Consider the following 14640-nt stretch of genomic DNA (forward strand, 5'->3'; position numbering starts at 1 on the left):
CCCAGGCTAGAACCTGGGGGGCGCGGCATTCATTCCGGGCCGGTCGGCCGGAAGGATCAGCTCTCGGAGCGGTCCTCCGGGACCTGCTCCGTGGCCGGGGCGGGCTCCGTCGCCGTGGACTTCACCGTGTTGATCGACGCCGTCGTGCCGTTCGCGCCGTTGGTCAGTGCCAGCTCCTTCGGGGAGAGCACCGGCGGGCGGGTGGAGGGGGTGCGGCGCGAGGAGCCGGTCCACGCGGGCCGCGGCGGGCGCTTGACGATCGGGGCGAAGATCTCGGCGATCTCCTCCTTGCCCAGGGTCTCCTTCTCCAGCAGCTGCAGGACGAGGTTGTCGAGCACGTCGCGGTTCTCGACCAGGATCTCCCAGGCCTCGTTGTGCGCGGTCTCGATGAGCTTCTTGACCTCCTCGTCCACCAGCGCGGCGACCTCTTCCGAGTAGTCGCGCTGGTGGGCCATCTCACGGCCGAGGAAGGGCTCGCTGTTGTCGCCGCCGAACTTGATGGCGCCGAGCCGCTCGGTCATGCCGTACTGCGTGACCATCGCGCGGGCCAGGTTGGTGGCCTTCTCGATGTCGTTGGCGGCACCCGTGGTCGGGTCGTGGAAGACCAGTTCCTCGGCCGCCCGGCCGCCCAGCATGTAGGCGAGCTGGTCGAGCATCTCGTTGCGCGTGGTGGAGTACCTGTCCTCGTCGGGCAGGACCATGGTGTAGCCGAGGGCCCGGCCGCGGGACAGGATCGTGATCTTGTGGACCGGGTCGGAGTTCGGCGAGGCCGCCGCGACCAGGGCGTGGCCGCCCTCGTGGTACGCGGTGATCTTCTTCTCCTTGTCCGACATGATCCGGGTCCGCTTCTGCGGGCCCGCGACCACGCGGTCGATCGCCTCGTCCAACGCCTTGTTGTCGATCAGCTTCTGGTCCCCGCGGGCGGTGAGCAGCGCGGCCTCGTTGAGCACGTTGGCGAGGTCGGCGCCGGTCATGCCGGGGGTGCGGCGGGCGACGGCGGACAGGTCGACGTCGGGCGTGACCGGCTTGCCCTTCTGGTGGACCTTGAGGATCTCCAGACGGCCCTGCAGGTCCGGCGGGTCGACCGCGATCTGCCGGTCGAAGCGGCCGGGGCGCAGGAGGGCCGGGTCGAGGATGTCCGGCCGGTTGGTGGCGGCGATCAGGATGACGCCGCCCTTGACGTCGAAGCCGTCCATCTCGACCAGCAGCTGGTTCAGGGTCTGCTCGCGCTCGTCGTGACCGCCGCCGAGGCCGGCGCCGCGGTGGCGGCCGACCGCGTCGATCTCGTCCACGAAGACGATCGCCGGGGCGTTCGCCTTGGCCTGCTCGAACAGGTCACGGACCCGGGAGGCACCGACACCGACGAACATCTCCACGAAGTCGGAGCCGGAGATCGAGTAGAACGGCACGCCCGCCTCGCCGGCGACCGCGCGGGCGAGCAGGGTCTTGCCCGTGCCCGGGCGGCCGTAGAGGAGCACGCCCTTGGGGATCTTGGCGCCGACGGCCTGGAACTTGGCCGGTTCCTGCAGGAACTCCTTGATCTCCTGGAGTTCCTCGACGGCCTCGTCGCAGCCGGCGACGTCCGAGAAGGTCGTCTTCGGCGTGTCCTTGGTGATGAGCTTGGCCTTGGACTTGCCGAAGTTCATGACCCGGGAGCCGCCGCCCTGCATCTGGTTCATCAGGAACAGGAATACGACGACGATGAGGACGAAGGGCAGCAGGGACAGCAGGACGCCGAGGAACGGGTTCTGCTTGGACGGCGAGACGGTGTAGCCGTCCGGAATCTGCTCGTCCTGGTACTTGGTCTGCAGCGTGTTGGCGATGGTCACGCCCTGGTCGCCGATGTAGCTCGCCTGGATCTTCGAGCTGCCGTCGACCTTCACGCCGTCCTTGAGCGTGGCCTTGACGGTCTGCTCGTCACCGGTGGTGAGTTTGGCCGACTCGACCTTGTTGTCGTTGATCGCCGCCACGACCTGGCCGGTATCCACCGTCTTGTAGCCGCCGGACGAGCCGACGACCTGCATCAACACGACCACGGCAAGGACGGCCAGCACGATCCACATGACCGGCCCACGGAAGTATCGCTTCACGTCCATCCATACGGAGCGGTGCCGCCCCGTCCCTCCTGCCATAGTGAGTTTGATAAGACAGTTCTTCTGACGGTACCCCAGCATCGTTGTCCGAAGCCGCACGGAGCGGCTGGGACGGCCGGTAATCCCGTTTCTGCTTGCTCCAACGGCGCGGGACCCCCCGGGGTTCCCGATCGCGCCAAAAGCGCTCGCCGCGCCGGCTCAGCCGCCGTAGACGTGGGGCGCGAGCGTACCGACGAACGGGAGGTTGCGGTACTTCTCGGCGTAGTCGAGGCCGTAACCGACGACGAACTCGTTCGGAATGTCGAAGCCCACCCATTCGACGTCGATGGCGACCTTCGCGGCGTCCGGCTTGCGCAGCAGCGTGCACACCTTCAGGGAGGCGGGCTCGCGGGAGCCGAGGTTGTTGATCAGCCAGGACAGGGTGAGCCCGGAGTCGATGATGTCCTCGACGATCAGGACGTGCCGGCCCTTGATGTCGGTGTCGAGGTCCTTCAGGATCCGGACCACACCGGAGGACTGGGTGCCCGCGCCGTAGGAGGACACGGCCATCCAGTCCATGGTGACGGGGGTGGACAGCGCCCGGGCGAGGTCCGCCATGACCATCACGGCGCCCTTGAGGACGCCGACGATCAGCAGGTCCTTGCCCGCGTACTCCGCGTCGATCTTCGCGGCGAGCTCGATGAGCTTCGCGTCGATCTCTTCCTTGGTGATGAGCACCTGCTGGAGGTCGGCACCCATGTCGTTCGCGTCCACCCGCATCACTTTCGGTCGTCCCGCACTTACGGCCGCTGTCACGGCCCCCGGCTGCCCGGCCCGCCGGAGGTCCCCTCCGGGAAGGTCGGGATTCAGCCTTGCCGAATCACCAGTCTGCCACCCTGGCGCTGGGCGACGACTTTGCCCGGAAGATTGATGGCCCCCTGGCCGCGCCAGCCGGTGATCAGCCGATCGACTTCCTCGATGTGGCGGGCGAACAGCGAGCCGGCCGGGGCCCCGGCCTCGATGGCGGCACGGCGCAGGATGCGGCGGCGTACGGCGGGCGGCAGGGCGTACAGCTTGGCGCACTCCAGGCGGCCGGCCGCGTCCCGCACGGAGGCCGCGGCCTGGCCGGCCCAGGCGTCGAGGGCGTCGGCGTCGTCGCGGGAGAGCCGGGCGGTGCGGGCGAGTGCCTCCACGACGCCTTTGCCGAGGGCCTTCTCCAGGGCGGGCAGGCCCTCGTGCCGGAGCCGGGAGCGGGTGTAGGCGGGGTCGGCGTTGTGGGGGTCGTCCCAGACGGGCAGGGACTGGACCATGCAGGCCTTGCGGGCGGTCTGCCGGTCGAGGTGCAGGAAGGGGCGCCGGTAGCGGCCGTCGGCCCCCGAGACCGCGGCCATACCGGACAGGGAGCGGATGCCCGAGCCGCGGGCGAGGCCGAGCAGGACGGTTTCGGCCTGGTCGTCGCGGGTGTGACCGAGCAGGACCGCGGTGGCGCCGTGGCGCCGGGCGGCGGCGTCGAGGGCGGCGTAGCGGGCGTCGCGGGCGGCGGCCTCGGGCCCGCCCTCGCGGCCGACGGTCACGGCGACGGACTCCGCGGGGTCGAGGCCGAGTTCGCGCAGCCTGAGGACGACCTCGTCGGCGCGGAGGTCGGAGCCGGGCTGGAGGCCGTGGTCGACGGTGACGCCGCCGGCACGCACACCGAGCCTGGGTGCTTCGAAGGCCAGGGCGGAGGCGAGCGCCATGGAGTCGGCGCCGCCGGAGCAGGCGACGAGCACCAGCGGGGACGGGAGGCGCTCGCCCCGGCCGTGTTCGCGGGCCTCGCGGGGGGCCGCCGCGGCGGCCGCCACCGCTGCCCCGGCGGCGCGGTCGTGGTCGGTGAGGATGTCGTGGAGTACGCGGCGGACCGCCAGGCGTATCGCCGCGACCGCAGGATGGGGACCCATGTCCGGTTCCCTTCATGAAGTTTTCGGGGGGTGAGCCCGAGGCCGGTCACTCAGAGTGTGTCGATGGTGACAGAACCGGGGCGTTCCCCGAGCATTGCACGCCTACGCATGGCCCACGGTCCCTCGGACGGGTGATTGGAGGGGCGTTCGTCTGCCGTCGGCCGGATCCGTTCACGACTTCCCCCGGGCGTGCGCGGTGCGGGCTAGCGGTGCACCCGTGCGACCCAGTCCGCCGGTTTGGCGATCTCCGCCTTGGTGGGCAGGGTGTTGGGCGAGGTCCACACGCGGTTGAAGCCGTCTATGCCGACCTCCTCGACGACCCCGCGGACGAAACGCTCGCCGTCCCGGTACTGCCGGAGCTTGGCGTCCAGGCCCAACAGCTTGCGCAGGGCGAGGTCCAGGCGGGAGGCGCCCTTGGCGCGCCGCTGCTGGAACTTCTCGCGGATCTCCGAAACGCTCGGGACGACGTCCGGCCCGACGCCGTCCATGACGAAGTCGGCGTGGCCCTCCAGCAGGGACATGACGGCGGTGAGGCGGCCGAGGATCTCGCGCTGGGCGGGGGTCTGCACCAGTTCCACGAAGGAGCGGCCGCCGTCGTCCTCCTCGCCCTCGGGGCGCCCGCCGGCGAGGGACTGGGCGGCTTCCCGGAGGCGGTCCAGGACGGTCATCGGGTCCACGTCGGTCTCCGCCAAGAACGACTGGATTTCACCCTCCAGGTGGTCGCGGAGCCAGGGCACGGCGGTGAACTGCGTGCGGTGGGTCTCCTCGTGGAGGCACACCCACAGCCGGAAGTCGTGCGGCTCGACGTCCAGTTCGCGTTCCACGTGGACGATGTTGGGCGCGACGAGCAGGAGCCGGCCGCCGCCGTTGCGGCCGGCCGGCAGGTCGCGGGTGGCGGGGGCGAAGGTCTCGTACTGGCCCAGGACGCGGGAGGACAGGAAGGACAGGAGCATGCCGACCTCGACGCCGGTCACCTTGCCGCCGACGGCGCCGAGGACGGCGCTGCCGGGGTTGCCGCCGCGCCGTTCCTGCATCTTCTCCAGCAGCGGCCTGAGGAGCTCGCGGAAACCGGCGACGTTGGCCCGGACCCAGCCGGGGCGGTCCACGACGAGGACGGGGGTGTCGTGGGTCTCCTCGGTGCCCAGACGAGTGAAGCCCCGGACGTGTTCCTCCGAGGCCTTCGCGTGCCGGCGCAGTTCCGCGACGACGGCCCTGGCCTCGTCGCGGCTGACTTCGGGGCCCGGCCGTACGAGCCGTGTCGCGGTCGCCACCGCGAGGTTCCAGTCGACCATCCCGGGAGATGCAGCGCTCGTCATGCGTCAACCGTACGTGAGCGTTCCGGCTTGGGGCAGACCGTACGGGTCCGCCGGGGTCCGGGTTCCGCCTGCCGGCGGCGGGCGGCGGGCGGCCGCGGTCCCGCCCGCGCGGCTACCGGCAGCCGCAGGCCGCCAGTGCCGTGGCCGTCCGGTCCAGGGCCGCCTGGGCGTCCGGGGGGCTGGTGGTGCCGGAGGCCAGGAAGGCGAAGGCCAGGAGGTGGCCGTCCGCGTCGACGACCGTGCCCGCCAGGGTGTTGACGCCCGTCAGGGTGCCGGTCTTGGCGCGGACGAGGCCGGCCGCGCCGTCGGTGTAGCGGCCGGCGAGGGTGCCGGTGAAGCCCGCGACGGGCAGACCGGTGAGGACCGGGCGCAGGCCGGGGCGGGCCGGGGCGCCGGCCTTGGCCAGCAGGGCGGTGAGGAGGCCGGCCGTGAGCCGGTCGTCGCGGTCGAGGCCGCTGCCGTCGTGGAAGGAGGCGCCGGACAGGGGCAGGCCGAGCTTGCGCAACTGGGTGGCGATGGCCCTGGCGCCGCCGTCGAAGCTCGCGGGCTGTCCGCTCGCGAGGGCGGTCTGGCGGGCCAGCGCCTCGGCGATGTCGTTGTCGCTGTTGGTCAGCATGCGTTCGACCAGCTCGGACAGCGGGGGCGAGGAGACGGTGGCGAGGGTCCTGGCACGGCTGGTGGCCTTGGACGGGCCCGGGGCGGTGGTGCGGATGCCGGCCTTGTTCAGGAAGTCCGCGAACGCGTGCGCCGCGTCCGCCGCGGGGTCGCCCGCGCGGGGCGCGGGGCCGCTGGCGGAGCCGTCGGTGCGGCCCTCGTCGGCGGTCAGGGCGGTGACGGGGGCGAGGTTGTCGTTGACGCCGATGGGGTGCAGGGCCGGGCCGGAGTACAGGGTGGTGTCGTAGGAGAGCGTGACGGTGCCGATGCCGTGCCTCGCCAGGGCGGCGGCGGTGTCCGCGGCGAGCGTGCGCAGGCTCGCCCAGCCGCCGGGCTTCGCGCGGGCGGTGAGGGTCGGGTCGCCGCCGCCGACGAGGACCAGCTCGCCGGTGTCGGGTTCGAGCGCGGCGCGGGTGGTGAGGCGGTGGTCGGAACCGAGGGCGGACAGGGCGGCGACGGCGGTGGCGATCTTCGTGGTGGACGCGGGGGTGAGGGGCCGGCCGGCGCCCGCGGCGTAGAGGCGCCGGCCGGTGGCCACGTCCACGACGGCCGCCGTGTGGTTGCCGCCGAGCTGGGGGGCGTGCAGCAGGGGTCCGAGGACGTCCGCGAGGGCCTTCGCGGACGGCGGGGCCTTCCTGGTGCTGACGGTGGTCGTGGCGGCGCCCAGGCCGGTCAGGACGGACGCGGCGCTCGGCGCGGGCAGGGGAGCCCCCGCCGCCGTGCCGGAGCCACCGTGATCTGCGCCACCTGATCGCTCCAGGGCAGCGGCCCGGTCCCGCTCGGCCGTACGCTGACCGTCGGCGTCCCAGGGACCGGCGACGGTCACCACGCCGGCGGCCAGTGCCAGCCCGGCGGTGGCGGCACCTGCGGTGTACCGCCAGGTCCTGAGCGTTCGCGGACGAGGGGGTGGGAGCAGCGTCGCGAGCCGTGGTCCCACGGCCCGCGTCAGCCGCGCGACCCGCGGTTTCGCGGCCGTGGCGGCGCGCGCCAGAGTCGGTCGCACGGCGTTCGCGGCCCGCACCACGTGCGGCCTCGCGGCCCGCCAAGGCCTCAGCTCAGGCACGACCACCAGCCCCTTTCGCGATCACACACCTGCGTGAGGGACACTTAACCACCAGAACTATGCGTTGATCATGGAGGAGCCACCGGTGGAGTTCGACGTCACGATCGAGATTCCGAAGGGTTCGCGGAACAAGTACGAGGTGGACCACGAGACCGGCCGGATCCGCCTGGACCGTCGTCTCTTCACCTCGACCGCCTACCCGACCGACTACGGCTTCGTCGAGAACACCCTCGGCGAGGACGGCGACCCGCTGGACGCGCTGGTCATCCTGGACGAGCCGACGTTCCCGGGCTGCCTGATCCGCTGCCGTGCCATCGGTATGTTCCGCATGACGGACGAGGCCGGCGGCGACGACAAGCTGCTGTGCGTCCCGGCCACCGACCCGCGCGTGGAGCACCTGCGCGACATCCACCACGTGTCGGAGTTCGACCGCCTGGAGATCCAGCACTTCTTCGAGGTGTACAAGGACCTGGAGCCCGGCAAGTCGGTCGAGGGGGCCAACTGGGTGGGCCGCACGGACGCCGAGACGGAGATCGAGCGGTCTTACAAGCGCTTCGAGGAGCAGGGCGGCCACTGACCGGCCGGTTTGCCCTCCGCGGGCCGCGGCACCCTGCTGGGGTGGCGCGGCCCGTTTGCGTACGCGTGCGCATACTGAGGCCTACGGAAGGTGTCGTTCAGGAAGCGGTGCGAGGTGACGGAGACGGAGGACCGCAAGCCCCGGTCGGACGAGGCGCGGACCACGTACGACCCGGAGATCACGTCCGAGTTCGCCGTCCCCGAGGGGCTCGCGGTGCCCCGGTCCGACGGCGAGCCGGAGACGACGTCGGAGTTCGCCGTCCCCAGGGGCCTGGGGGTGCCGCAGCCGCCCAGCGCGGAGCCGGAGGGGTCGGCGTTCAGTCCGCCGCGCACCTACAGCGCCATGGAGGCCCCGGCCGCGTTCACGCCGGCCGCCGGGATGCCGCCGGTCAGCCTGGTCAAGGACGCGCCGTGGCAGGACCGGATGCGCACGATGCTGCGCATGCCGGTGACCGAGCGCCCCGCGCCGGAACCGGTGCAGCGGGTGGAGGAGGGCCCGGCCGTCCCGCGCGTGCTCGACCTGACCCTGCGCATCGGGGAGCTGCTGCTGGCCGGCGGTGAGGGCGCCGAGGACGTGGAGGCCGCGATGTTCGCGGTGTGCCGCTCCTACGGCCTGGACCGCTGCGAGCCGACCGTCACCTTCACGCTGCTGTCGATCTCCCACCAGCCGTCCCTGGTGGAGGACCCGGTGACGGCCTCGCGGACGGTACGGCGGCGGGGCACCGACTACACGCGGCTCGCGGCCGTCTTCCGGCTGGTGGACGACCTCACGGACCCGGAGGCCCACGTCTCGCTGGAGGAGGCCTACCGGCGCCTGGCGGAGATCCGCCGCAACCGGCACCCCTACCCCGGCTGGGCGCTGAGCCTGGCGAGCGGGCTGCTCGCCGGTGCCGCCTCCGTGCTGGTCGGCGGTGACCTGGTGGTGTTCGTCGCCGCCGCGCTGGGCGCGATGCTCGGCGACCGGCTCGCCTGGCTGTGCGCCGGGCGCGGGTTGCCGGAGTTCTACCAGTTCACGGTGGCCGCGATGCCGCCCGCGGCGATCGGCGTGGCGCTGACGCTGGCCCACGTGGACGTGAAGGCCTCCGCCGTGATCACCGGTGGGCTGTTCGCGCTGCTGCCCGGACGGGCGCTGGTGGCGGGCGTGCAGGACGGCCTGACGGGCTTCTACATCACCGCGTCCGCGCGGCTGCTGGAGGTCATGTACTTCTTCGTCGGCATCGTGGTCGGGGTGCTGGTCGTCCTGTACTTCGGGGTGCAGGTGGGCGCCAAGCTGAACCCGGACGCGGCGCTGAACCTGTCGGAACGGCCGCTGGTGCAGATCGCGGCCGCCATGCTGCTGTCCCTGACCTTCGCGGTGCTGCTCCAGCAGGAGCGCTCCACCGTGCTCGCGGTGACCCTCAACGGGGGCGTGGCCTGGTCGGTGTACGGGGCGATGCACTACGCGGGCGGCATATCGCCGGTGGCGTCCACGGCCGTGGCGGCGGGACTGGTGGGGCTGTTCGGGCAGCTGCTGTCGCGGTACCGGTTCGTCTCGGCACTGCCGTACACGACGGCGGCGATCGGGCCGCTGCTGCCCGGTTCGGCGACCTACTTCGGGCTGTTGTCCATGGCGCAGAACGAGATGGACAAGGGACTGGTGTCGCTGGCCAAGGCCGCGTCCCTGGCGATGGCCATCGCGATCGGCGTCAACCTCGGGTCGGAGATCTCCCGGCTGTTCCTGCGGGTCGGCTCGGCCGGCAAGCGCCGGGCGGCCAAGCGGACCAGGGGTTTTTGAGCCGCGCCCCTGTCAGTGGTTGCGGTGGTCGTACGGGTACTGGCTCCGGTCGTACCGGTCCTGCTGCTCCTGGCCGTACGGGTCCTGGCCGCCGTACTGCTCCTGGCCGTACTGGTCCTGGCCGCCGCGCGGGTCCCGCCCGTGTCCGGGGTACTGGTCGTGGCCGTAGTGGCCGTGCTGGCCGTACGGGTCCTGGCCGTACTGCTGCTGCGGGTACTGCCGCTGGTCGTGGTGCCGGCCGTCGTGGCCCTGGCCGTCGTGGCCCTGGCCGTCGTGGCCCTGGTTCCAGTACTGCGGCTCCTGCGGCTCGATGCGGCGCAGCCTCGTCGTGGCGTCGTCCATGACCGGCGGGTGCTGGTACGGGGTCTGCTGCTGGTGACGGGGCTGCCCGTACGGGGCCTGGTGGGTGGGCCCGGGCTCCTGCGGGGCGGCCTTCCCGCTCTTGCCGCGGGCCCGCAGGAACTCGATCGCGATGGGGACCACCGAGACGAGGACGATCAGGATGAGGATCGCCTCGATGTTGTTCTTGACCACGCCGATGTTGCCGAGCCAGGAGCCGAGCAGGGTGACGCCCGCGCCCCACAGCACGCCGCCGATGACGTTGAAGGTGAGGAAGGAGCGGTACCTCATGCCGCTGACGCCGGCGACGATCGGCGTGAACGTGCGCACGATGGGCACGAAGCGGGCCAGGACCAGGGACTTCGGGCCGTACTTCTCGAAGAACTCGTGCGCCTTGGTGACGTTCTCCTGCTTGAACAGGCGGGAGTCGGGCCGGTTGAACAGCGACGGCCCGACCTTCTTGCCGAACATGTAGCCCGCCTGGTCGCCGAGGACCGCGGCGAGGCAGATCAGGGCGATCGCGCCCCACAGCGGGAAGTCCAGCTGGTGCGAGGTGATCAGCAGGCCGCAGGTGAACAGCAGGGAGTCGCCCGGCAGGAAGAAGCCGATGAGCAGGCCGGACTCGGCGAAGACGACGAGCAGCAGACCCCAGATTCCGTAGGTGTCGAGCAGGTGGTTGGGATCCAGCCAGCTCGGGCCGAGGGCGAGTGTCATCACGGGTCCGGGCTCCTGAAGGGGTGAGGGCGGCTGCCGCGTCCTGGTGCGGCCGCACAAAGCTATCAACGCCTCGCGTCCGCCCCGGGTTCCACGGGTGGCTCCAGGATGCACCGCGGGCCGCCCGGGGCGCAGCCGTGCCCCCTGCGCCCGGTACCGGTCAGGCGGCGCGGCGGGCGGCGTTGGCGAGGATCGCGTCCCGCAGGTGCTCGGCGAGGCCCGGCCAGACGGAGTCGTAGAACGCCCGGAAGCGCTCGTCGGAGACGTACATCCGGCCCAGGCGGCGGTGCGTTTCGTACGGGCACGGGTAGAACCACCGGCTGATGTGCTTCCGGTGCTCCTCGGCCAGGTCCGCCGCCGCCGCGCCGGTGGGCGGCTCGCCGGCGGCCATCAGGGCCGCGTAGCGCCCGTTCCAGTCGTCGGCCTCGGCCCGCAGCCGCTGCCAGTCCTCCTTCGTGTGGGCGGCGGCCCGGCGCTGCGACTCCGCGTACGCCCCGGTGCCGCCCCAGCGCTCCTCGGCCTCCTCGCGGTACCGCTCGGGATCGTTGTCCCCGAAGACCTCGAACCGTTCCTCGGGCGTGAGGTTGATGCCCATGTCGCGTGCCTCCATCGCGTGCTCCACGGCCGCGGCCATCCTGCTCAGCCTCTCGATCCGGGCGGTCAGCAGTTCGTGCCGGCGGCGCAGGTGCGCGCGCGGGTCCGCGTCCGGGTCGTCGAGCAGGACCGCGACCTCCTCCAGGGGGAAGCCGAGCTCCCGGTAGAACAGGATCTGCTGGAGCCGGTCGAGGTCGGCGTCGTTGTAGCGCCGGTGGCCGGCGCGGGTGCGTCCGCCGGGCACGAGCAGGCCGATCCCGTCGTAGTGGTGCAGGGCGCGCACCGTGATCCCGGCGAACCCCGCGACCTGTCCCACGGAGTAGCTCACTTCCGCTCCTTGTCGTCGGTACGCCGTTCACGGTGCGGCCTCACGTCGCGTGAGGTGCAAGCCGGATCACGTTCCGGATGTTGTGTGCCTTTTGTCCGCTTATGGTGATCGCGTGGCCCAGCACACCGCGCGGGAGGCGCCCCCGGCCGCTTCCACCGCCCCGGCACGGGTTCCGCTGCCGTTCATCGTGCCCGTCCGCGCCCGGGGGCGTGGCCGCGGGGCGCCCGGGGGCGTGGTCGCGGGGCGACGGCACCCCGGTCCGCTGAAATCCCCTCCTGGAGGCATGCCCATGGCCCTGCACCAAGGTCCCGAGAAGCACGACCGGCGGCCGCTGTCGGTCAACCCGTTCTTCGGGGAGGCGAACCCGGTCGGCGGCATGACCGCGGCCCCGGCCACGCACCGGCTCCCGGACTCCCCGCTGCCCCCGTCGACGGCGTACCAGGTGGTGCACGACGAGCTGATGCTGGACGGCAACTCCCGGCTGAACCTCGCCACCTTCGTCACCACCTGGATGGAGCCGCAGGCCGGGGTGCTGATGGCGGAGTGCCGCGACAAGAACATGATCGACAAGGACGAGTACCCGCGCACCGCCGAGCTGGAGCGGCGCTGTGTGGCGATGCTCGCCGACCTGTGGAACGCGCCGGACCCGTCGGCCGTCGTGGGCTGTTCCACCACCGGGTCGAGCGAGGCGTGCATGCTGGCCGGGATGGCGCTGAAGCGGCGCTGGGCCCGGCGCGACGCCGGCCGCCCCCGGGGGCGCGCCCGAACCTGGTCATGGGCGTCAACGTCCAGGTCTGCTGGGAGAAGTTCTGCACCTTCTGGGAGGTGGAGGCCCGGCTGGTCCCCATGGAGGGCGAGCGGTACCACCTGGACCCGCAGGCGGCGGCCGAGCTGTGCGACGAGAACACCATCGGGGCCGTCGGCGTCCTCGGCTCGACCTTCGACGGGTCGTACGAGCCGGTCGCGGACCTGTGTGCGGCCCTGGACGCCCTGCAGGAGCGCACCGGTCTGGACGTCCCCGTGCACGTGGACGGCGCCTCCGGCGGCATGGTGGCGCCGTTCCTGGACGAGGGCCTGGTGTGGGACTTCCGCCTGCCCCGGGTGGCCTCCATCAACACCTCCGGGCACAAGTACGGCCTGGTCTACCCGGGGGTGGGCTGGGCGCTGTGGCGGGACGCCGAGGCGCTGCCCGAGGAACTGGTGTTCCGGGTCAACTACCTGGGCGGCGACATGCCGACGTTCGCGCTGAACTTCTCCCGCCCCGGCGCCCAGGTGGTCGCGCAGTACTACACGTTCCTGCGGCTGGGCCGCGAGGGCTACCGGGCGGTGCAGCGGTCGACGCGGGACGTGGCCCGCTCGCTGGCCGGCCGGATCGAGGCGCTCGGCGACTTCCGCCTGCTCACCCGCGGGGACCAACTGCCCGTCTTCGCCTTCACCACGGCCGAGGGCGTGACGTCGTACGACGTGTTCGACGTCTCCCGGCGGCTGCGCGAGAGCGGCTGGCTGGTGCCCGCGTACACCTTCCCGCCGAACCGGGAGGACCTGTCCGTCCTGCGGATCGTGTGCCGCAACGGCTTCTCGCACGACCTGGCGGACCTGTTCGCCGAGGACCTGGCCCGCCTGCTGCCGGACCTGCGCCGCCAGCCGTATCCGCTGACCAGGGACAAGGACGCGGCGACCGGGTTCCACCACTGAGCCGGAGGACGGACCGGCCGCCGCCCTCTGCGCGCCGCTCCCCCGCCGCGGTCAGAACGGGAAGTTGCTGCGGCCGTGCTGGACCGAGATCCACTTGACCGTGGTGAACGCCTCCAGGGTGCTCTCACCGTTCAGGCGGCCGATGCCGGAGTGCTTCTCGCCGCCGAAGGGGACGAGCGGCTCGTCGTGCACGGTGCCGTCGTTCACGTGGAACATGCCGGTGTCGATCCGCCGGGCGAAGGCCACGCCGCGCTCGACGTCGCCCGTGTGGACGGCGCCGCTGAGGCCGTACGGGGTGTCGTTGACGATCCGGGCCGCCTCCGCCTCGCCGTCGAAGGGGACCAGGAAGACGACCGGGCCGAACACCTCCTGCCGGAGCAGGGCGGAGCCGGCGGGGAGGCCGGTCAGCACGGTGGGCTCGACCAGGTTGCCACGGACGGCGCCGCGCACCAGGGCCGTGGCGCCCTCGGCGAGCGCCTGCTCGACCGTGCCCGCGAGGGCGTTGGCCTGCGTGGAGCTGATCACCGGGCCGATGACGGTCCGCGGGTCGCGCGGGTCGCCGGTCCTGAGCGACCTGACCCTGGCGACGAACTTCTCGGTGAACTCCTCCGCGATCGCGCGGTCCACCAGGACCCGGTTGGCCGCCATGCAGACCTGGCCCTGGTGGACGAAGCGGCTGAAGACCGCCGCGTCCACGGCGTAGTCGACGTCGGCGTCGTCCAGGACGACCAGGGCGCTGTTGCCGCCCAGTTCGAGAACCGAGCGCTTGAAGTGGGCGGCGCAGACGGTGGCGACGTGCCGGCCGACCCGGTCGGAACCGGTGAAGGAGATGACCTTGGGGACCGGGTGCTCGATGAAGGCGTCGCCGATCTCGGCGATGTCGGTGACGACGACGTTCAGCAGCCCGCCGGGCAGCCCCGCCTCCTCGAAGATCTTCGCGACGAGGGTGCCGCCGGCGATCGGGGTGTGCTGGTGCGGCTTGAGGACGACGCCGTTGCCGAGGGCGAGCGCGGGGGCCACCGACTTGACCGACAGCAGGAGGGGGAAGTTGAACGAACTGATCACGCCCACGACGCCCACCGGGACCCGGTAGACGCGGTTCTCCTTGCCGTCGGCCGGGGAGGGCAGGATCCTCCCCTCGGGACGCAGCGCCAGGTGGGCCGACTCGCGCAGGAACTCCTTGACGAGGTGCAGCTCGAAGCCCGCCTTCACGCGCGTGCCGCCCAGCTCCGCGACGATCAGGTCGGCTATCTCCGGCTCGCGTTCCTCGATCAGCCCGAGCGCCCTCTCGAAGACCGCCCGCCGGGTGTACGGGTTGGTCGCGGCCCACTGCTTCTGGGCGCGGGCGGCGCTCCGGTAGGCCTGGTCCACCTCGTCGACCGTGGCCACGGTGATCGAGGCCAGCTTCTCGTCGTCGTACGGATTGAAGTCGATGACGTCCCAGGAGCCGGTGCCCGGCCGCCACTCACCGTCGATGTACTGCTGGGCCAGGTCGCTGAAGTAGGACGACATGTGATCCCTCAATCACTAAGCAGACACCAGATCCCGGTCACGGTCTGATGACATGTCATCGTACGT

The 14640-nt window shown here is 71.9% G+C and carries 10 protein-coding genes and 1 pseudogene; 3 read left to right on the top strand and 8 right to left on the bottom strand.

Annotated features, from left to right (window positions below; translation table 11 throughout):
- Positions 1-56: 56 nt before the first annotated feature.
- From ftsH to dacB, 5 genes are all read right to left on the bottom strand, one after another.
- Positions 57-2096 carry an ATP-dependent zinc metalloprotease FtsH gene (gene ftsH, locus QQY24_RS13875; RefSeq protein ID WP_301973001.1) on the bottom strand — a complete coding sequence of 680 codons (2040 nt, stop codon included), beginning with the start codon at positions 2094-2096 and terminating at the stop codon, positions 57-59.
- A gap of 195 nt (positions 2097-2291) precedes the next feature.
- Positions 2292-2852 carry a hypoxanthine phosphoribosyltransferase gene (hpt, locus tag QQY24_RS13880; RefSeq protein WP_301973002.1) on the bottom strand — a complete coding sequence of 187 codons (561 nt, stop codon included), beginning with the start codon at positions 2850-2852 and terminating at the stop codon, positions 2292-2294.
- A gap of 86 nt (positions 2853-2938) precedes the next feature.
- Complete coding sequence (gene tilS, locus QQY24_RS13885; protein ID WP_301973003.1) at positions 2939-4009, bottom strand: tRNA lysidine(34) synthetase TilS; 1071 nt, start codon at positions 4007-4009, stop codon at positions 2939-2941.
- 203 nt (positions 4010-4212) lie between these two features.
- The gene (locus tag QQY24_RS13890) at positions 4213-5325 is read right to left on the bottom strand and encodes a zinc-dependent metalloprotease (protein WP_301973004.1); all 1113 of its coding nucleotides are present in this window, start codon (positions 5323-5325) and stop codon (positions 4213-4215) included.
- A 112-nt stretch (positions 5326-5437) separates the two neighbouring features.
- Positions 5438-7003, bottom strand: coding sequence for a D-alanyl-D-alanine carboxypeptidase/D-alanyl-D-alanine-endopeptidase (gene dacB / locus QQY24_RS13895; RefSeq protein WP_301976242.1), 1566 nt, complete (start codon positions 7001-7003; stop codon positions 5438-5440).
- A gap of 124 nt (positions 7004-7127) precedes the next feature.
- Between dacB and QQY24_RS13900 the strand changes: the two genes are divergently transcribed.
- The gene (locus tag QQY24_RS13900; protein ID WP_301976243.1) at positions 7128-7619 is read left to right on the top strand and encodes an inorganic diphosphatase; all 492 of its coding nucleotides are present in this window, start codon (positions 7128-7130) and stop codon (positions 7617-7619) included.
- A 114-nt stretch (positions 7620-7733) separates the two neighbouring features.
- Entirely contained in the window at positions 7734-9392 is a 1659-nt protein-coding gene (locus QQY24_RS13905) for a threonine/serine exporter ThrE family protein (RefSeq protein WP_301973005.1), read from the top strand.
- 12 nt (positions 9393-9404) lie between these two features.
- On the opposite strand, the gene QQY24_RS13910 is transcribed toward QQY24_RS13905, so the two are convergent.
- Positions 9405-10448 carry a VTT domain-containing protein gene (locus QQY24_RS13910; RefSeq protein ID WP_301973006.1) on the bottom strand — a complete coding sequence of 348 codons (1044 nt, stop codon included), beginning with the start codon at positions 10446-10448 and terminating at the stop codon, positions 9405-9407.
- A gap of 157 nt (positions 10449-10605) precedes the next feature.
- A complete protein-coding gene (locus tag QQY24_RS13915) occupies positions 10606-11367 on the bottom strand; it encodes a MerR family transcriptional regulator (protein WP_301973007.1) in 762 nt (253 codons plus the stop codon).
- Between the two features lie 289 nt (positions 11368-11656).
- Here QQY24_RS13915 and QQY24_RS13920 point away from each other — a divergent pair.
- A pseudogene (locus tag QQY24_RS13920) lies at positions 11657-13062 on the top strand (glutamate decarboxylase).
- Between the two features lie 51 nt (positions 13063-13113).
- Here QQY24_RS13920 and QQY24_RS13925 read toward each other — a convergent pair.
- Positions 13114-14574, bottom strand: a complete 1461-nt coding sequence (locus tag QQY24_RS13925) for an aldehyde dehydrogenase family protein (RefSeq protein WP_301973008.1) — start codon at positions 14572-14574, stop codon at positions 13114-13116.
- Positions 14575-14640: the final 66 nt, after the last annotated feature.

The sequence above is a fragment of the Streptomyces sp. TG1A-8 genome, from assembly GCF_030499535.1.
In the GTDB taxonomy this organism is placed as follows: Bacteria; Actinomycetota; Actinomycetes; order Streptomycetales; family Streptomycetaceae; genus Streptomyces.